General features: G+C 46.1%; 20 protein-coding genes and 1 other annotated feature (1 of these 21 only partly in view). Of the genes, 3 read left to right on the top strand and 17 right to left on the bottom strand.

Annotation, left to right across the window (positions count from 1 at the left end; genetic code table 11):
- Positions 1–210, bottom strand: a binding site (T-box leader) (it extends 89 nt beyond the left edge of the window).
- Positions 211–289: 79 nt separating this feature from the next.
- From AC1DLI_RS15615 to AC1DLI_RS15645, 7 genes are all read right to left on the bottom strand, one after another.
- Positions 290–802, bottom strand: a complete 513-nt coding sequence (locus tag AC1DLI_RS15615) for a DivIVA domain-containing protein (RefSeq protein WP_309000002.1) — start codon at positions 800–802, stop codon at positions 290–292.
- A 102-nt stretch (positions 803–904) separates the two neighbouring features.
- The gene (locus AC1DLI_RS15620; RefSeq protein ID WP_477604048.1) at positions 905–1,687 is read right to left on the bottom strand and encodes a YlmH family RNA-binding protein; all 783 of its coding nucleotides are present in this window, start codon (positions 1,685–1,687) and stop codon (positions 905–907) included.
- Between the two features lie 14 nt (positions 1,688–1,701).
- Positions 1,702–1,968 (bottom strand): YggT family protein, encoded by a 267-nt coding sequence (locus AC1DLI_RS15625; protein WP_309000000.1) that lies wholly within the window; start codon positions 1,966–1,968, stop codon positions 1,702–1,704.
- 10 nt (positions 1,969–1,978) lie between these two features.
- Positions 1,979–2,428 carry a cell division protein SepF gene (locus AC1DLI_RS15630; RefSeq protein ID WP_308999999.1) on the bottom strand — a complete coding sequence of 150 codons (450 nt, stop codon included), beginning with the start codon at positions 2,426–2,428 and terminating at the stop codon, positions 1,979–1,981.
- 3 nt (positions 2,429–2,431) lie between these two features.
- Positions 2,432–3,151, bottom strand: a complete 720-nt coding sequence (locus AC1DLI_RS15635) for a YggS family pyridoxal phosphate-dependent enzyme (protein ID WP_477604051.1) — start codon at positions 3,149–3,151, stop codon at positions 2,432–2,434.
- A gap of 3 nt (positions 3,152–3,154) precedes the next feature.
- Positions 3,155–4,006 (bottom strand): peptidoglycan editing factor PgeF, encoded by an 852-nt coding sequence (pgeF, locus tag AC1DLI_RS15640; RefSeq protein WP_477604053.1) that lies wholly within the window; start codon positions 4,004–4,006, stop codon positions 3,155–3,157.
- Positions 4,007–4,104: 98 nt separating this feature from the next.
- The gene (locus AC1DLI_RS15645) at positions 4,105–4,386 is read right to left on the bottom strand and encodes a YlmC/YmxH family sporulation protein (protein WP_053375508.1); all 282 of its coding nucleotides are present in this window, start codon (positions 4,384–4,386) and stop codon (positions 4,105–4,107) included.
- Between the two features lie 223 nt (positions 4,387–4,609).
- Between AC1DLI_RS15645 and AC1DLI_RS15650 the strand changes: the two genes are divergently transcribed.
- Both AC1DLI_RS15650 and AC1DLI_RS15655 read left to right on the top strand, forming a co-directional pair.
- Entirely contained in the window at positions 4,610–5,173 is a 564-nt protein-coding gene (locus AC1DLI_RS15650; RefSeq protein WP_477604056.1) for a TetR/AcrR family transcriptional regulator, read from the top strand.
- A gap of 20 nt (positions 5,174–5,193) precedes the next feature.
- On the top strand, positions 5,194–5,622 hold the full coding sequence (locus tag AC1DLI_RS15655) for a DUF3995 domain-containing protein (protein ID WP_477604058.1): 429 nt from the start codon (positions 5,194–5,196) through the stop codon (positions 5,620–5,622).
- Between the two features lie 60 nt (positions 5,623–5,682).
- Here AC1DLI_RS15655 and sigG read toward each other — a convergent pair whose 3' ends face one another.
- The 3 genes from sigG to spoIIGA form a co-directional block, all read right to left on the bottom strand.
- Positions 5,683–6,465, bottom strand: coding sequence for an RNA polymerase sporulation sigma factor SigG (gene sigG, locus AC1DLI_RS15660; RefSeq protein ID WP_308999994.1), 783 nt, complete (start codon positions 6,463–6,465; stop codon positions 5,683–5,685).
- Between the two features lie 103 nt (positions 6,466–6,568).
- The gene (sigE, locus tag AC1DLI_RS15665; protein WP_477604061.1) at positions 6,569–7,291 is read right to left on the bottom strand and encodes an RNA polymerase sporulation sigma factor SigE; all 723 of its coding nucleotides are present in this window, start codon (positions 7,289–7,291) and stop codon (positions 6,569–6,571) included.
- Between the two features lie 38 nt (positions 7,292–7,329).
- Positions 7,330–8,247, bottom strand: coding sequence for a sigma-E processing peptidase SpoIIGA (gene spoIIGA, locus AC1DLI_RS15670; protein WP_477604063.1), 918 nt, complete (start codon positions 8,245–8,247; stop codon positions 7,330–7,332).
- 377 nt (positions 8,248–8,624) lie between these two features.
- On the opposite strand from spoIIGA, the gene AC1DLI_RS15675 reads away from it, so the two are divergent.
- Entirely contained in the window at positions 8,625–9,299 is a 675-nt protein-coding gene (locus AC1DLI_RS15675; protein ID WP_477604065.1) for a DNA-binding response regulator, read from the top strand.
- A 256-nt stretch (positions 9,300–9,555) separates the two neighbouring features.
- On the opposite strand, the gene ftsZ is transcribed toward AC1DLI_RS15675, so the two are convergent.
- From ftsZ to murD, 7 genes are all read right to left on the bottom strand, one after another.
- Positions 9,556–10,671 (bottom strand): cell division protein FtsZ, encoded by a 1,116-nt coding sequence (ftsZ, locus tag AC1DLI_RS15680; RefSeq protein WP_308997997.1) that lies wholly within the window; start codon positions 10,669–10,671, stop codon positions 9,556–9,558.
- A gap of 119 nt (positions 10,672–10,790) precedes the next feature.
- On the bottom strand, positions 10,791–12,032 hold the full coding sequence (gene ftsA, locus AC1DLI_RS15685) for a cell division protein FtsA (RefSeq protein ID WP_477604067.1): 1,242 nt from the start codon (positions 12,030–12,032) through the stop codon (positions 10,791–10,793).
- Between the two features lie 221 nt (positions 12,033–12,253).
- Positions 12,254–13,024, bottom strand: a complete 771-nt coding sequence (locus AC1DLI_RS15690) for a cell division protein FtsQ/DivIB (protein WP_477604069.1) — start codon at positions 13,022–13,024, stop codon at positions 12,254–12,256.
- A 108-nt stretch (positions 13,025–13,132) separates the two neighbouring features.
- A complete protein-coding gene (gene murA / locus AC1DLI_RS15695) occupies positions 13,133–14,401 on the bottom strand; it encodes a UDP-N-acetylglucosamine 1-carboxyvinyltransferase (protein ID WP_477604071.1) in 1,269 nt (422 codons plus the stop codon).
- 15 nt (positions 14,402–14,416) lie between these two features.
- Positions 14,417–15,322, bottom strand: coding sequence for a UDP-N-acetylmuramate dehydrogenase (murB, locus tag AC1DLI_RS15700; RefSeq protein ID WP_477604073.1), 906 nt, complete (start codon positions 15,320–15,322; stop codon positions 14,417–14,419).
- 747 nt (positions 15,323–16,069) lie between these two features.
- Positions 16,070–17,167 carry a stage V sporulation protein E gene (gene spoVE / locus AC1DLI_RS15705; protein WP_477604075.1) on the bottom strand — a complete coding sequence of 366 codons (1,098 nt, stop codon included), beginning with the start codon at positions 17,165–17,167 and terminating at the stop codon, positions 16,070–16,072.
- Between the two features lie 46 nt (positions 17,168–17,213).
- Positions 17,214–18,662 (bottom strand): UDP-N-acetylmuramoyl-L-alanine--D-glutamate ligase, encoded by a 1,449-nt coding sequence (gene murD / locus AC1DLI_RS15710; protein WP_477604077.1) that lies wholly within the window; start codon positions 18,660–18,662, stop codon positions 17,214–17,216.
- Positions 18,663–18,710: the final 48 nt, after the last annotated feature.

Consider the following 18,710-nt stretch of genomic DNA (forward strand, 5'->3'; position numbering starts at 1 on the left):
GCTGCGCTTCATGCGGCACCTTAGTCGCGAACAATTTGCTCGCGTTCCCTGTAACGGGGGACAACCGTCAGCACTTACTGCTGCTCTCGCAGGTTCGGCGCCGCTTCTCAGAGAGGATATTCCGCAATAGCTCACACACCGGGCTTTCAGCTGCCGCCGGCTCTCTGAGGAGTGAACTTAAAACGTACTCGTTCTCTTCAACGAAGTTTAGATCATTAGTTAATTACTATTAGTTATAGCGTATCGACAGGCTAAATGTCAAATGTCGATTCGTCTAATTATTAAATTTCTAACCGCGTGTGAGCTCATGCTCCGATTGCCTCTCCGATTGCCTCGATTGCTGCGGCTCAAGCGTATCCCAGCCATCAACGGTAAGCAGCTCGAGCTGCGCTTCTACGAGTGTACGGAAACGAGCACGGTAGACAGAAGCTTGTTTTTTAAGCTCTTCGACCTCAAGCGATACCTTGCGGGATTTTGCTAATGAATCATTAATGATACGGTCCGCATTTTTCTCCGATTCCTTAATGATCAATTGAGCTTCCTTCTTCGCGTTGCTTCTTACTTCGTCAGCCGCTTCCTGCGCCACAATAATCGTTTTGCTAAGCGTTTCTTCAATGTTCGTAAAATGGTTTAATCTTTCTTGCAGGCCAAGCAGCTGATTTTGCAGCTCTTTATTTTCACGAATCAGCGATTCATAGTCTTTTATGACTTGATCAAGAAATTCGTTAACTTCATCCTCGTCATAGCCGCGTAATCTCCGGCCAAACTCTTTGTTATGTATGTCCAATGGCGATAACGGCATTGGCGCACCTCCTCATGATATTTATGACCCTAGCAACCGTAACCGAATTACACGATTTAATGAGAACAATTTCGACAACTAAAGGGAGATTCCTGCAATGGATTAAATAAATTTACCAATCCTGACTCGAATTCTGCCTTTTTTTGTCACGCCGTCCACTTCTAGTACCTTAAACCGACCAAATCCTTTGAAAGAAACAACATCACCGGCACGAAGCTGCTCGGAAGGATCCTCCTCCGATTTCCAGTTCACACGGCATCTGCCTGCGCGAATCGGATCAACAATTTTGGAGCGGCTAATCCGGTAAACATCGCTCGCGATGCCATCGAGCCTCATGGAAGCGACGGATAAGCTCATTTCCTCCAGCTTTGGAACAACCGGTTTCAACTCAGACAATGGAATGATATCGGTTAAGACGCTTATCCGATGAACCTGTCTCAAATGGATATTTAAGTAATCCGCTATTTCATCCATGACGACGATATGACAAAACTGCTCATGTACATGGATGTCGCCAATTCGATCGCGTTTAATGCCGAGTCCAAGTAAGGCACCCAAAAAATCGCCATGGTCCAGTTCAAGCTGAGCCTGTCCCGGTCCATTAACGGCTAAAACGGATATTCCTGCTTCTTCATCGTCCAAATTACGATAATCCGGTCCAATAAGCGCACGTTTCCGCTCTGCCTGCTCATATCCGCCATCAAAGCGCACGGTAACATCAGTGTTACGATTTGCCAAAATGGTTAATATTTGTACTTGTCTCGGGTCTAAAAAATCGGTCCGCTTCAGCTCATGCTGCTGTGCGGACCGCTCAATCCATTCCTCAGCCCGATCGACAAAAGATTTCTCGTCGGGATGGAAATGATCATATATGCCTTGTTTCATGCGAAATCATTCCTTTAAATAAAAAAATCGAATACCGCGATTAAGCCTGCTGCAACAAACTGAAGCGCGAATACAGCAAGGATCGGAGATAGGTCAAGCATTCCTCCGATTGGCGGTATAAATCTTCTGAAAATGCCTAAGTACGGTTCTACCAGCTTGCCCAAAAATACCCCGATGAAGCTCTCCCGGGCAGTCGGCAGCCAAGAAAGCAGCACGTAACCGATAATCATAAATGTGTAGATTTGCTGGACTAGTTTAATAATGCTATAAACTTCATTCATTAACTCAAGGTCACCTCATTTTGTTGTAGTCGTTCTCCTCCGCCAGCATTTCCGTTATCGCGCCTTGGATTTCCACTGAATCCGGCGTGCAAAGAAAAATGTTAGGACCTAGCTTAGAGATGCTCCCGTTTAAAGCGTACACTGTGCCGCTTAGGAAATCAACAATCCGAACGGCTAAATCACTGCGAACGCGCTGCAAATTCACAATGACAGCTCGGCGTGAACGCAAATGGTCCGCAATTTCTTGCGCTTCGTCATAAGAACGGGGCTCACTAAGCACCACACGGACATTTTTCTGTGAGTGAATGCTGACGACATTATTGCTCTTTGTGTTTTTACGTGCTTCGAAGGGAGAAGTTTCAGCTTCTTGTTCTTCCTGCTGTACAACTCGTTCTCTCTCTACGACTTCTTCTTCCTCCTGCAAGCCGAGAAAGCTCATAAAGCGGTTCATGACACTCATCCTTTATTCCTCCTCTATCCCCACTAATATCGTGCCCAGACGGATCCATGTCGCCCCTTCTTCGATTGCTACTTCAAAATCATTCGACATCCCCATAGATAACTGGGTGATGGTGCTTCCATGCTCAGATTTCTTCTGCATCTCATCACGCAGCTCGCGCAATGCTTTGAAGACTGGTCTTGTTTGCTCGGGTTCCGCTTCAAAAGGCGCCATCGTCATTAAGCCAATTGGATTAATCGACTTGAATCGTGACAGCTGCTCTACAAATGGCACAAGTTCCTCTGGAGAAATTCCTTGCTTCGAATTCTCCCCAGAGACGTTTACTTGAATGAAGCAAGGCACGGTAATCCCGAGCTGCGACGCTCGTTTGTCAATCGCCTCGGCGAGTGACAGCCTGTCCAATGAATGCATGTATGTAAATTTCCCAATGACGTCCTTTACCTTATTCGATTGCAATGAACCGATAAAATGCCAGATAGGTTGATTGTCGGCTTCCGAATCAACCTGCTCACTAATCGTTTCCCATTTTTCCTGCGCATCCTGCCACCTGTTTTCGCCTAGATGGCGAAAGCCGTGCTCCAAGGCCGATTTCGTCATATCCAGAGAAACATATTTAGTAACGGCTATAATTTGCACTTCATTTCTGCTGCGTCCTGAACGCTCGCAAGCTTTCATGATTCGATCTTCTACGAGCTTTATTCTATCCTCAAATGTATATGGCATGCTTCACCTCTCCCGAATGCCGATCCAACTGGCCATTCGGCCCGTCAAGCCACCTTCTTTGCGATGGGAAAAGAACAAATCCCGTCTGCATCCAGTGCACCACTGTGTTAATTCGATACGTATCGGCAAAATTCCTGCTTTTATCATAATCTGTCGGTTTATTTCTTTCAAGTCCAAGTTCGCCTTGCCGTTACCACCCTGCTTTAGCATCCGATCAGCGGCCTCACCCGTTACTCCAAGCTCCGACAATAGCTGCTGAACTTGGTTTATAACAGGGCCATCAACCTCGTAGCAGCAGCTGCCTATAGACGGTCCTATCGCCGCCATGATTGATTTCGGGTCTGATCCGTACGCCCTAGCCATCGCTTGTACCGTTTTCACGGCTATTTGCTGCACTGTTCCCTTCCATCCGGCATGAGCAAGCGCTATGACCTCATGCTCAGGATCAAAGAAATACAGCGGAACGCAGTCAGCATAAAAGGAGGCTAGAAGAACCCCAGGCACATCCGTCATAATCGCGTCGCAGTCCTTAAGCACATCGTCCAAGGTTTCTTTACCGCGGCCTTTATCCGCTGCCATCACTTGATGAATGAGATTCCCATGCACCTGCTCGGCGCAGGTCCATGCCTCAAAATCCCAGCCAATTGCATCCGTTAACCGTCTCCGATTGTCAATTACGGCTTGATCCTGATCCCCTACATGCAAGCCCATATTCAACGAAGCCCAAGGAGCGCCGCTAGTTCCTCCATTTCGTCCCGTAAACCCGGCAGTCATCCGGCCAAATCGATTATTCCATTCCGACAATAAAAAAAGCGAAGGCCCCTTCGCTAATAATTTTTGTTCAAAAGCTTCCATACCGCTCTCACCTCTATTTAAAGGTTCACTTTGCAAACCAACTTCCTAAGCCAACGGTTTAGTTTGCATAGCAAACCAACTAGACACAGTTTATCGTGTTATGATCGAGCGTGCAAATCATCTTCTTCCGCACGCAGCTGTTTCGTATCATCCATGCGAACAAGTACGACATCCGCGCCAATTTTAACGATATTCCGCCAAGGAATAACGACCTCCGTACCTCCCCCGCCAAACATGCCCAAAAACTTTGTGAATTGAGGCACAACGATAGAATCAATGCGCCCTTGCCGCAAATCAAGTTCTAAGTCGCTAATTTGACCCAGCTTTTTGCCGTCAACGATATTGATTACGTCTTTCGTCTGAAAATCAGATATTTTCATTTCCGTTCACCACTTTTCGAGTAGAGTGATCGTCCGTTTATCTCTCCTATAACTATATGAGTAATTTGCCTAAAATGTCCTTCTTATTAAAAAAACGCGCTTCTATTTTAGAATTACGAACATTTAATGTACGATTGCGTACAATACTTTTCATCCCCTTTTATTTGTGTTAAGGTTTATGTACGGAAGCGTACAATAATTATAAATGTTCAAGGAGGATTAAATGCCCAAACTTGTTGCTACGGAGCTCGATTGGATTAAGCTCGGCCTTCAGAAATTTGCAGAAGGAGGCGTAGAAGCTCTTGTGGTCGAGCAGCTGGCAAAGCTGCTTGGYAGCAGTAAAACCAGCTTTTACTGGTATTTTAAAAATCGATCAGCATTCGTAAAACGTATCATCGAGCATTGGCAGGAGATTGCTACGACGTCAATCATCGCGCATATCGAATACCATCAAACGTTACAGCCGCAGCAGAGAGTTCGCCATTTGCTCACCCTTATGTTCAGCTCCGTAGAAGGGAAGGACTTTGTGTACTATTTGCGCAAATTAGGAGCCACCGAGCCTTTTTATGCTGAGCTCTTATTCCAAATAGAGCAGCAGCGGCTTGACTACATGAGTGGTTTGCTTGTAGAATGCGGCTTTTCCGCTGAACAGGCCCTTAACAGCTCTGAGCTGATTTATAGCTATTATTTAGGCTGGTATGAGCGCAATAAGTACCGAATTCTGTCAAAGCAAGAATCAGAAAAGCAGATTGGCCTGCTAATGCCTATGATTGAAAAATCACTTTAATCCTTACGGAGGGATTATGTATGGACATACTTTTAGCGAGTCTGGTTAGCGCAGTGCTGTTCATTATCGGCTGCATCCATGTGTATTGGTTATTTGGCGGCCGCGGAGGTTTTTTAATCGCAGTTCCGACAAGAACCGATACAAAGGCACCGTTTTTCAAACCGGGGCGCATCGAAATCGCAGCCGTAATTTTAATTTTCTGGGCTGCATCGGCATTGCTGCTTATGGAAGCCGGGGTCATACCCGTTATAGGCCCGTCATGGCTTCCCTCTTTCGCAGGCTGGTCGCTCGCCGTAGTTTTTTTGCTCCGTGCGGTGGGCGAATTCAAAACACTCGGTTTTTTCAAAAGCATTCGAAATACGCATTTCGCACGAATGGATACCTTGTATTACTCTCCGTTATGTTTGCTTCTCTGTGGCTTAACGACTTGGATGATGGTTATTTCTTAGACAAGACATGGCTTGCGTTGCATACACAAAAAAAACGGTGCCTCACGGCACCGTTTTTTTTTATGTTTTGACATGCTTTTGCATCTGTTGAATAGCTGATTTTTCGAGCCGTGACACCTGCGCTTGAGAGATGCCGATTTCATCGGCAACCTCCATTTGTGTTTTACCTTCAAAGAAGCGCATGGACAATATCATTTTTTCCCGGTCATTCAGCTTATGCATCGCTTCCCGCAGCGCAATTTCCTCGATCCACGATACATCCTTGTTGCGTTCGTCACTAATTTGATCCATCACATAAATCGGATCTCCGCCATCGTGATAAATGGGCTCAAACAATGAAACCGGATCCTGAATGGCATCGAGTGCAAATACGACATCTTCCTTCGGAACATTCAACGCCTCCGATATTTCAAAAATAGTCGGCTCGCGTGAATTTCTGTTCGTTAAGCTATCCCTGACTTGGAGGGCTTTGTAGGCAATATCCCTCAAGCTCCGCGATACGCGAATAGGATTGTTGTCACGCAAGTAACGGCGTATTTCACCGATAATCATCGGTACGGCATAGGTGGAAAATTTGACATTTTGGCCAAGGTCGAAATTATCTATCGCCTTCATAAGTCCAATGCAGCCGACCTGAAATAAGTCGTCCACAAATTCTCCCCTATTGTTAAACCGCTGTATAACGCTTAGCACAAGCCGTAGGTTGCCGTTTACTAATTTCTCTCTTGCCGCCCACTCGTTGCGGGTTTGCAATGCCGTAAACAATTCTCTCATTTCGACATTATTTAGGACAGGCAGTTTCGCGGTATCCACTCCACAGATCTCGACTTTATTTCGGGTCAACGTGATTACCTCCCAAGGAGAAACATTAATGTACATTATCTCCTGAGAAGGCCTTTTTATTCCTAATGCGACATCATTCGACAACCGCAAGCTGGGTGTGGACTTAGACCATTTTATTAAATTCTTTTCGCAGTCTTTTTATAATCCGCTTCTCCAAGCGGRAAATATACGATTGTGAAATACCCAAAAGATCCGCAACATCCTTTTGCGTTTTTTCTTCTCCGTCCGCAAGTCCAAAGCGAAGCTCCATAATAATCCGCTCACGTTCAGACAGCTTATCTAACGCTTTATGGAGCAGCTTACGGTCAACCTGTTCCTCAATATTACGATAAATCGTATCGTTTTCCGTTCCCAGCACATCAGACAAAAGAAGTTCATTGCCATCCCAGTCGATGTTAAGCGGTTCATCAAACGAAACTTCTGTGCGAGTCTTACTGTTGCGGCGCAAATACATCAATATTTCATTTTCAATACAACGCGAGGCGTAGGTTGCAAGCTTAATCTTTTTTTCAGGATCAAACGTGTTAACCGCCTTGATGAGACCAATCGCGCCAATTGATACGAGATCTTCGATATGAATGCCCGTATTCTCAAACTTACGAGCAATGTATACAACTAGTCTTAAATTTCGTTCGATGAGCATGGCACGAATGGCCGTATCGCCCGTAGGCAGCTTTTCCAGCAAATATTCTTCCTCTTCGCGCGTAAGGGGAGGTGGAAGCGCTTCACTGCCTCCAATATAATAAATCTCTTCACTTTTTAATCCGAATAAAAACATAATACGATAATAATATAACTGAAGGATCAATTTGTATTTGACGAGCATCTGGCCCATCCCTCCTCGTTTGTATGAGCATACGTACTTTAATGTTGTACCATAGACGGATGGATAATGGCTCGATATGCCCCATCAGACGTTAGCTTTCCGCCGTCCAGCCCGATAAGCACCTTCCGCGTTTCAAAAACTTGTCCTTCCCTAGTAATCTCGACCGCATCCGGCTTTATCGCTAGCATGAACTGTGATCCTCGGTTGACACCTCTGAATGGAACGAGACGAAGCCGGTCTTGCCACACAAAGGGTTGTTCATCCATTCCCGCTACAAGACGATCTACTTGTGCATCTCGTATGCTTTTCAACCACGACTCGGGTAAATCATCTTGCCATAAGGATGCTTCCATCACCATAACCGGCGTCCGGGTTAACGGATCATAAAGCTGATTACCAGTGTCTACCAGGCCAACGCAGGTTTGAATCCGTTCTCCAATCGTAACTTTCACCTCTGCTAAATGAGTTTGCACCAGCTCCCGTTCTCTTTTTTGCRTCAAGACGGTACGGTATATATACAGCCCGATACAAAACGCAGCAACCAAATAAAATAGTCCCATCTTGAGCTCCACGTGCATATTCCCGTTGACGAAAGCAATCGTTTTCCAAACCTTGCCAGACCCTTGCATGAACAAATAATAAAGCCCTAGCACTGCACCAGCAGCGACAAAATTAACCGCATAGAACGCTGCAATATTTCTTATAAAGTGCTGGATAGATGCGAAACCGAAAGCAATCCACACAATTAAAAACGACATGACGACCTTTACGGCAAACGTGAATAAAAAAGTTAATTGCGGAAAAAACATCAAAACGACATAACAAGCTCCGACAGAAGATGCCACTAACACCCGCCAAGGCCTTGGTTTCAGATGTCGTGCCCACGCGGTAGTTGATAGAATAGCGCCGTCAACAAGCAGCTCTCGCAAAAACATAATATCCACATAAATAGCCACTTCGGTCACCTTCCTGCAACTGGCGGTTAACGGGCCTGCAGCCGGCACCCGAGAGAACGATTGAGACTAGTATATTAAAATCCTATTTCAAAGTCTGTCTATTCATGACAGCATGACATATCTTTTTTTGTCGAGTAGGAGTATAAAAACCGCCAAGCCTTTGGCTGCTGTAAAATATATCTATTGATTAGGAACAAGTTGAGATACGGATTTATTGCTGACGAATCTGCAATCTTTTTGAAATCGCAGCTTGTCCAACGCTTTAATATAGATTATGATTTTGTATAGATGAAAAGCTGTGAAGAACACCGCTTACTCGGGATAAGATCTCTCCCGCAGTATGCGGTGTTTTGTATTTTACTGAGGAGGTTGATAAGTTGTCATTTCAAGAGCAATACGAATATTGGCTGAACATGCATCTGATGGAGCGTAAGGGTGAGAACAAACGGAGACTCGAGCACGGACTTGGACATGTTGAAAAGCTTTTTTTGGAAGCCGTTTGGTATCCTGCATTTCAGGAATTGGACGGATTGTATCCCGGGTATGAAATTGCCGATTTCCGTGACGGAGTAAGATATTTAGATTTTGCTTATTTAAAAGCCGACCTGCGGCTTGTTATTGAAATTGATGGTTTTCGAACACATTCGACTGAGATTACCCGCGAGGCGTTCTCTGATTCTTTGATGAGGCAAAATCATCTAATCCTAGATGGTTGGAAGCTTTTACGGTTCTCCTACGACGACATTAAGGAAAAACCACACATTTGCCAGCATCTACTTCAACTATTTCTCAGCAGAAGTTTACTTGGCAGAAAAGAAGAAGTGAGTGCAGAAAACTTCCTGCAGCAAGAAATATTAAAATACGCAGTAGAATCTCACGCGCAAATCCGGCCGTCCGACGTTATTCAGCTTCTTAGAATCAAAAAACGCGATGCTCAAAGGCTGCTGCACGGTATGGTATTGCGGCAACTGCTGCTTCCGGCAGGCAAAGGCACAAAAAGAATCCGCAGCTACAAAATAAACCCGGAACATCAACCTAGTTTCTTTATTTAGCAATTGCTGCTCTACATTATTCTTTCAGCATCCTTTCTAGCAGTCAGACACGCGTTTTCCTTCTTTATGCACGCTGTGTGTTTATAAACAACTTTTACAGATTGCTTCTTCCCTAAAAGCACATATGCGTGCTTAAAGCGTCTTTTTGAGCGCTCCAATACGCCATATTCGCTCTGTAAGCAAGACTGTGTTATTAACACGCATCAAAACAAAAAATCCGCCTCACCAAAGGCTGGTGAGGCGGATTGAGTTTACTTTAGCGATCGCCGCGTGGACGATTGCGAAGGAATGCAGGTATTTCAAGCTGGTCGCTTGATGTATTGCTAGCCCCGAATGGCTTAACGGCATTCGTGCTTCCCGTTTGTCTCGTATCAACCGATTCCGGCTGTTGTTGAGGTATGCGACGAGCTGCTGCCGACTTATGCTCAAAGCCCGTTGCAATAACGGTAACTTTAATTTCGTCCTTCAGATCTTCATCGATAATTGCACCAAAAATCATATTTACATCAGGATCCGAGGCAGAAATGACGATTTCAGCGGCTTCATTGACTTCATACAACGATAGGTTGCTGCCGCCAGTGATGTTCATAATTACGCCGCGTGCGCCATCAATTGAAGTTTCAAGCAACGGACTCATGATAGCTTTTCTTGCCGCTTCAGCAGCACGGTTCTCGCCTGTAGCGATACCGATACCCATAAGCGCGGATCCGCGTTCAGTCATGATCGTTTTCACGTCTGCAAAGTCAAGGTTGATCAAACCAGGTACTGCAATGAGATCAGATATGCCTTGTACCGCTTGACGAAGCACATTATCCGCTTCACGGAATGCTTCCAGCATTGGCGTTTTCTTGTCTACGATTTCGAGTAAACGATCATTAGGAATAACGATTAGCGTGTCTACTTTTTCTTTTAGCGCTTCGATACCAAGCTCGGCTTGTCCAGAACGCTTGCGACCTTCAAAAGTAAATGGTCTAGTAACAACGCCGACTGTCAAAGCACCGCATTCGCGTGCAATTTCAGCAATAACTGGAGCTGCGCCTGTACCTGTTCCGCCGCCCATGCCCGCTGTAACGAAAACCATGTCCGAACCTTTAAGCTGATTCATAATGATTTCGCGGGATTCCTCGGCTGCCTTGCTGCCTACATCCGGATTAGCTCCTGCACCAAGACCGCGTGTCAGCTTATCGCCGATTTGCAGCTTATGCTCGGATTTTGCCAGATGCAATGCTTGTGCATCCGTGTTCACCGTAATAAACTCTACGCCTTTAACACCATTCTCTATCATACGGTTTACAGCATTACTGCCGCCACCGCCTACACCTATTACTTTTATTTGAGCAAGCTGCTCAAGCTCAAAGTCGAATTCCAACATCTTTCATTTTCCCCCAGTCAAGCGTAAACTGCTGATAGCATCCTACGATACGGTACAGCAACGTTTCGCGGTAAAATATAAGCATCGTATAGAGGTGAAACTTATATTATCTTATATTTTCAAATAAACTCATTAAACATGCTTTTGATCCGCTCGAACATACCGGGTTTAGTTGAAGGTGCTGGACTTGCTTTGCGGCTTGCCGTTTTCTTCACTGCTCCAGTTCCACGAGCTCCCATATATTTCGACACATATTGAATCATGCCAACACCGCTGCTGTATGCAGGGTCTCTTACACCGATATAATCCGGAAGTGCAATTCTAACGGAAGACTCAAGCTCTGTCTGGGCCAAAGCTAGTGTTCCTGGCATCGATACCGTGCCGCCTGTCAAGACATAGCCGTTAACCTTTTCCCCATATCCGAGTCTTCTCACCTCTTGTCGAATGAGATGGAAGATTTCTTGCATACGAGGTTCAATAATGCTGGCAAGATCAACCTGTGAAAACTCTTTCTCCACATTGCTGCCCATCCGCACTACTTTAAACTTCACATCTTCGGCTGCATCTAGAACGTTAGCGCATCCGTATTTTAATTTAATTTTCTCCGCTTGATCACTTTGTGTGCGCAAGCCATAAGCAACATCATTCGTTACATATTCACCGCCAATTGGAAGTGTAGATGTAGCCGCTAGCCCGCCTTGATCATAAATCGCAATTGTGCAGGACCCTGCTCCGATGTCTGTAAGTACGGTACCCATAGATTTCTCATCCTTAGTCAATGAAACAACGCCAGAAGCTAATGATAACAAAATCACGCCAGAAATACGAAGTCCCGCTTTCTCTACACAACGCATTAGGTTATGTATGGCAGTCTTCGTTCCCGTTACGATCGTCGCTTCAACTTCTAAACGTACGCCAATCATACCGCGCGGATCAGAAATTCCTTCTAAACCGTCAACTAAATACTGCTTAGGTACCAAATTAATAATTTCACGTTCTGGTGGAAGCGCGACTACTTTTGCTGCTTGCAATACACGTTCAATATCTTCTTCACCGATTTCACGATCCTCGTTGGATACTGCAACGACGCCACGATTGGTTTGCAGCGCAATATGATTGCCCTGAATACCAACATAAACGTCTGATATTTGAATGCCTACCATGCGCTCCGCATGCTCAATTGCATTGCGAATCGATTGCACAGTCTGGTCAATATCTACTATTGCTCCTTTGCGAATACCCTCTGAGTCGGCTGATCCAACTCCAATAATATTAATGGCTCCATTATTCACTTCACCAATAATAGCACGAACTTTGGATGTACCGATGTCCAAACTGACGATGATGTCGTTACTGCTCATCCTGCGGCACCTCCGTTTCAAATAAATATTTATTATTGCACATGTTTAAGGTCTTTTTACTTATTCAACGCCTTTAATATTTTCCCTCTTTTTTCAACAAAGTTTTCATTGTTTTTTCGCTTTGTGTCGAGTTCCGCCCCTTGCTTCACTCTATATGTCCTAATGTTATCCAGCCTCATCGAGTATAAATGCGATAAATAAAATTCTACCATTCTTTCAAGCTATTGAGTAGTCTCTTTTTGCTCGGAGTCCATATTTTCCAGACTTTCACTTTGAAAAGGAACATAAGTATCTGCAAGCAGCATCGTAATCTTACCTGGCTCCTGCGTTTCAATTACGGCATTCAATGCTTCGATTTTTTCAGGCAGTACAGAAACAGCTGTGACCACTTCAAATTTAGTACGTGTATACATCACAACCCGGTCTGGATAAGCTGAAGAAGGAAACGGCAATATTTCGGATAGATCGGATAACTGCTTTGCTGAAATTTTCCCCAATTGCTTCGTCAATTCGGCTTTTATTGGGTCTCCTTCGGTCCAGCCTGACAGCACCGGCTTGTCCACTAGCTGCATTTCATCGTTATCAGCTTCCACGCTGGTTCCATTTGACAGTAATGCTGTCAATTCACCCTGCTTTGACAGCTCAAAAGCAACGACTGGGAACTCCTCGATTGAGATCTTCAAAAGTCCAGGAAACAACTTCGTAACCTTGACTTCATTGATTTGCGGCAGCGTAAGAATTCTTTCTTCTATTGTAGAGGATGATGTACGGAAGAAAGCATCGCCGACCAATATAGCAGAAGTCTTGCTTATATCCTCTTTCGACACAAATCTTGTACCTTCAATTTGTATTTCTGATATTTTGCTAATCGAGGAATTAAAAAACAGCACCGCTAAAAGAGCCAGAAATAATAAAATGAGAATATACAGCAGCTTCCTGCTGCCCATTCGTTTTTTACTCGGTTCCTTCAGTACAGGCATCTGCGCGCTCATAACTTGTCCCTTCTTTCCCCAAAAAACATCCGGCTAACCTCTTTGCTTCACCATCGCTCAGCATCAAAGGGTCCGGCTGTTTCTATCTTGCAGCTCATGCGCATAGTATTAGTTATTAGGCACTGGCGAATAACGCGATATACGCGCACCCAGTCTAGAGAGCATCGTTTCGATTTTCTCATAGCCTCGATCGATATGGTGAATTTGTTCCACGACCGTCTTTCCTTGCGCCGCTAAGCCGGCAATGACAAGGGCAGCGCCCGCTCGAAGGTCGGTTGCTTCAACCGTTGCGCCGTAAAGTCTAGGCACTCCGCGAATGAATGCGGCATTCATATCTACCCGAATGTCGGCACCCATACGTGACAATTCATCCACATGCTTCAATCTGCCTTCGAAAATCGTTTCTTTCAATACGCTCACACCATCCGCAAGCGTAAGCAGCACCATTACCTGAGACTGCAAATCAGTAGGAAAAGCCGGGTACGGAGAGGTTACGATTCTTTCAACCGCTCTGGGTCTGGTTGCACTGCCAACTTTAATTATATCACCGTCGACAACTATTTGAACACCTGCACGACGAAGAACATGGATCAATGAAGATAAATGCGCGGGCTGCGTGTTCTGGAGCGTTACCTGACCGCGTGTCGCTGCGGCAGCAACCATAATTGTTCCAGCAACTATTCGGTCCGGAATAACCTTATAACGACATGGTGTTAGCGACTGTACCCCATCTATCGTTATCGTGTCGGTTCCGGCGCCCATAATTTTCGCGCCCATTGCGTTTAGGAATCCTTGTAAGTCTTGGATTTCCGGCTCTCTTGCGGCATTGCTGATCGTTGTCCGACCTTCCGCTAAAGCAGCCGCCATCATTATATTTTCCGTTGCCCCGACGCTTGGAAAGCTTAAATGAATGTCAGCTCCCCGCAGTTTATCGGCACGGCATACAATACGATTGCCAAACTCTTCTATTTCTGCACCAAGAGCCTGCAGACCTTCTAAATGTAGATCAATCTTCCGTTCCCCAATTGCACATCCGCCAGGCTGATAGACCTGGGCTTCACCAAACCTAGCAAGCAAGGGTCCCATTAAAAAAATAGAAGAACGCATCTGTCTCATTAACGATTCCGGCACGTGGGACGTATGTGCGGTTTCAGTATCCAGCACTACGGTTCCTCCCGTATGCTCGGCCCGGCATCCTAATTCGCGCAAAATGTTCAGCATGACGTCGATATCTAGCAAATCTGGCACATGATCTAAAGTTGTTGTGCCATCGGCCAATAAACTGGCAGCCAGAATCGGCAAAGCGGCATTTTTCGCTCCTTGGATAACTATGGTTCCTGAGAGAGGTTTCCCGCCTTCAATCACCAATTTGTCCAATGTATCACCTCCGAATTACCGCTCACCCACCACCAATACTTCTGGCACTAACAGGATGCCGTAGCGTTCCTGAACCGTGCTTTGAATATGAGTCATGAGGGCGAGAACGTCTTCAGCTGTTGCTTGCCCGGTGTTTACAATAAAATTGGCGTGCTGCTCCGATACTTGCGCTCCTCCGAGGCTTTCACCCTTTAATCCAGCCTCTTGAATAAGCCTAGCTGCAAAATCATTGGGCGGATTGCGAAACACGCTCCCTGCGCATGCAAGCTGCAGCGGTTGGGTTCTCAATCTTCTCTCTTTGTAAGAGGCCATCATAGCGAGAACTTCCTTCTTATCCCCTTCAGCCAGCTCGAAGGTTGCCTCAACGACGACGCCTTTTTGCTCATGAAGAATAGAATGTCGGTAAGAGAAATTCATATCCTCGCGATCGTAGCGAACCAATTCTCCTGTTTCCAGTACAATATCAGCTGATTTAAAAATACGTGACACATCCGAACCATGCGCGCCAGCATTCATATAAACGGCTCCGCCTACCGTGCCGGGAATTCCCCCTGCAAATTCAAGCCCGGTCAGCCCTTCTTTACCCGCCATGACTGATAGCTTTATTAATGAATATGAAGCACCCGCTATGACTAGCGATCCTTCAAAACGCACGTAATCTAACCCTCTGTGCGGTTTTATCACAACACCGCGAATCCCTTTATCGCTCACCAGCATGTTGGAGCCTCTGCCCAAATTAGTCCATGGCATTTGATGCTTCCGCACCAATTGAACCGCAGCAACTAATTCTTCTTTGCTTCGAGGGAGGATTAATATATCAGCGGGGCCGCCGATTTTCCATGTTGTATAGTTCGAGAGCGGTTCGTTATACAAAACTTCGCCAAGATTGGCTTGTTCCAATTCCGCTTTAAATGCTTCCATTAGTAGAACCTCCTTAAGGTTTTGTGAAGCAAAACCAGCTTCGTAAGCGTTCACTTTGGTTTTGTGAAGCAAAACCAGCTTCGTAAGCATTCGCTTTGGTTTTGTGAAGCAAAACCAGTACGTTAGCAGATGCCTTACCGTAAAAAATGAGAATAAAACGATTCGAGACTCCTGTCAACAAGCCCAAACCGGCTGCCTCCAGGTCCTTCTGCTGCAATAACCGCTCCATTTGGGCGACGGTCACGAATATAGTGTATCTTATGCCCTTATAGGCCCTTGTGTGACTGTGGCCTATGCAGAGCCATTTGGCGTATTGACCAAGCTTCCTGATCCCATACCTATTTATCCAATCAGGCACGACTCGAAGCTCCAACACTTCTGCAGAAAATGCCCGTTCTATTCAATGTAAGGTTTATATTGGAATTCCTATGCGTGCTCGTCGAAGACGACACGTGCCGTATGAAATGCTTGAATTTAAAACCTAATCGACTTTTCATTCTTCATCGTAACAGCAGAATCCGGCTAGAACATTTGCACCTGCTGCTTCGCATTGTGCAAACCTTTCGTAGCCGGACGAGTGTCCTCTGATAAATATATATCCTTTTGCCCTGCTTTAAAGATGCAGCCTCGTTCTAACATTATTGCAGTTTCGCAAGTCAGCTGTATGTAGTTGCCATCAACTATCCCAGAATATGCGGAAAGGCCGCTTATGCCTTCTCCGCCGTTTAGCGAACCAGGCATCAACCCTCACCTCGAATAACGAGATATGTTCAATAAAATACCCAGCGCAGTTAGAAGAAGCGTAAGGGACGAACCACCATAGCTAACGAGAGGCAGGGTAATCCCCGTAACAGGCATCATCCCGATAACAACCCCGATATTAATAAGAACCTGAACGCCCACGATACCCGTGATGCCTACTGCGAGCAAGCTTCCGAATGTATCCGGGGCAGCGATGGCCGCACGGATTCCGCGCCACACCACAATTAAAAATAATAAAATTAGAGTAATCCCGCCAATAAAACCAAGTTCTTCGGCTAATATTGAGAAAATAAAATCCGTTTGCGGCTCAGGCAAATAACTGAATTTCTGACGGCTCATGCCTAGGCCAAGCCCCACTAACCCTCCGGGTCCTATCGCATACAAGGATTGGATGATTTGATATCCCCCGCCAAGCGGGTCTGCCCAAGGATCAAGGAAGTTTGTAATCCGTTTCAAACGATAGGGCGCCGCAATAATAAGTCCAATGAAGCCTGCGGCACCGATAAGCGCCAATCCGCCCAAATGGGCCATTCTGGCTCCTGCCGTAAAGATAAGTATCAAAGAAGCGCCTACCATAACCGCTCCAGTACCCAAATCCGGCTGAAGCATAATCAAGCCAAAGGCTAGTCCAACCAGCCCGAGCGGCGGCATTAGTCCCTTAGAGAACTGCGTGATCGTTTGCTGCTTATCCGATAGCCATTTTGACAGAAACAAAATCATGGCTAACTTCATAAATTCAGACGGCTGAATACCAAAGGAGCTGATGCCGAGCCAGCTGCGCGCGCCGCCGCGTACGACGCCGACTCCCGGAATCAAAACGAGCAGCAGCAGGCCGAAACAGACGATCAAAGCCATCGGAGCCCACTTTTTCCACACGGTATAGTGAGTGTTCATAGTAAATAGTAACGCGCCGATACCTAGTCCCACAAATAATACCTGACGCTTCACAAAATAGAATCGGTCACCAAATTCATGAAAAGCAAGCACCGCGCTAGCGCTGTAAACCATAATTAGCCCGATTGCGAGAATAAGCCCGATTGCAGACAGCATCCAAATATCCGGGGCAGATCGTGCTTTGGCCATAGCGAACACACCTCTTAGCATGGGAAAGTAGGGACATGCCCCCTACTTACAAGGTATGCGCCGAATTTTTAAAAATGCGCCCTCTTTGCTCATACGATGCAAACATATCCCAGCTTGCGCATGCCGGTGACAATAGCACGACATCACCCGGCTCTGCAATTGCCGCAGCTTGTTTCACCGCTTGCTTGAGGACTGATTCGGCGTCCTCACTAGGTTCGACGATTTCCACCTTAGCTAAACCTGCCAGCTCCGCGACGCGGGACAGCTTCTCGCTAGTCTGACCAAATGCAACAAGCGCCTTCAGCTTGTCACGGAACAATGGCTCAAGTTCCATATAATCAGAGCCTCGGTCAAGTCCTCCAGCTATGAGGACGATTGGTCTGTCAAATGATTTTACAGCTATCGTTGTCGCAACGGTATTCGTTGCTTTCGAATCATTGTAATATTTAACCCCGTTCACTTCTCTAACGAACTCCAGTCGATGTTCTACAGCGTTAAACTCTCTGAGCGGCGCTATAAGCTGCTCAAGAGCAACTCCGGCAGCAATACTCGCCGCAATAGCCGCAAGCGCGTTAGCGGCATTGTGAACGCCTGGGATGCCAAGCTCGGATACGGGTAAAATTATCGTTTCAACGCCATCCGCCTGCCGGAAAACGATTTGCCTAACGTTGGCTGATTCATCCCCGTCTCCCGCCTGCGAGATTCCGGCATCACGCACATATGGAGGATCAATATAAATGCCCGAATCTAGTTTCTCATATAAGGAGAATGGAATTACCTCAGCAACCAAAAACTCGGATAACGCCCTGCATTCCGGGTCATCCCAATTGATAATGGCAATATCGTCTTCGGTTTGGTTATCAAACAGCTTGGCTTTTGAATTCACGTAATCATCCATATCGCCGTGATAATCGAGGTGGGTCTCGGCGATGTTGAGCAAAAGCGCGATATGAGGACGGAATGCGCTCGTTCCTTTCAGCTGGAAGCTGCTAAGCTCGGCTACGATCCACTGATCAGACGTCGCTTCCACTGCGGCTTCACAAAGGGGGCGGCCGATATTCCCCGCAACGATCGGCTTTAAGCCCGCTGCGCTTAAAATCTCGCCAAGCCAGGTCGTCGTCGTCGTTTTACCGTTCGAGCCCGTAATGCCTATGATCGGGGCAGGTGAAAGCCAGTAGGCCGCTTCAACCTCTGTTATAATTTCAACGCCAAGCTCCTCTGCACGTTGAACGGGAGAAGATGTATATGGAATTCCAGGGTTTTTGATGAGCAGCGCAGTTTCTTCCGTAATTAGATCATCAGGATGATAACCGCATAGCACAGAAATGCCCAAAGCAGTCAATTCATCCGCTTCGGGACATAAATCACGACTCTTCATATCGTTAACAACGACTTCCGCGCCTAGTTGATGAAATACCTTTGCTACGCTTACTCCGCTTCTAGCCAAGCCTAAAACAACTACTCGGCGGCCTTCATACGATGCCGGATGGTTCATTTCTGACAGTCCCTTCTATGGATACATGAAGCGGCTCCAAATTTAATT

The organism is Paenibacillus sp. 01T443 (assembly GCF_056398325.1).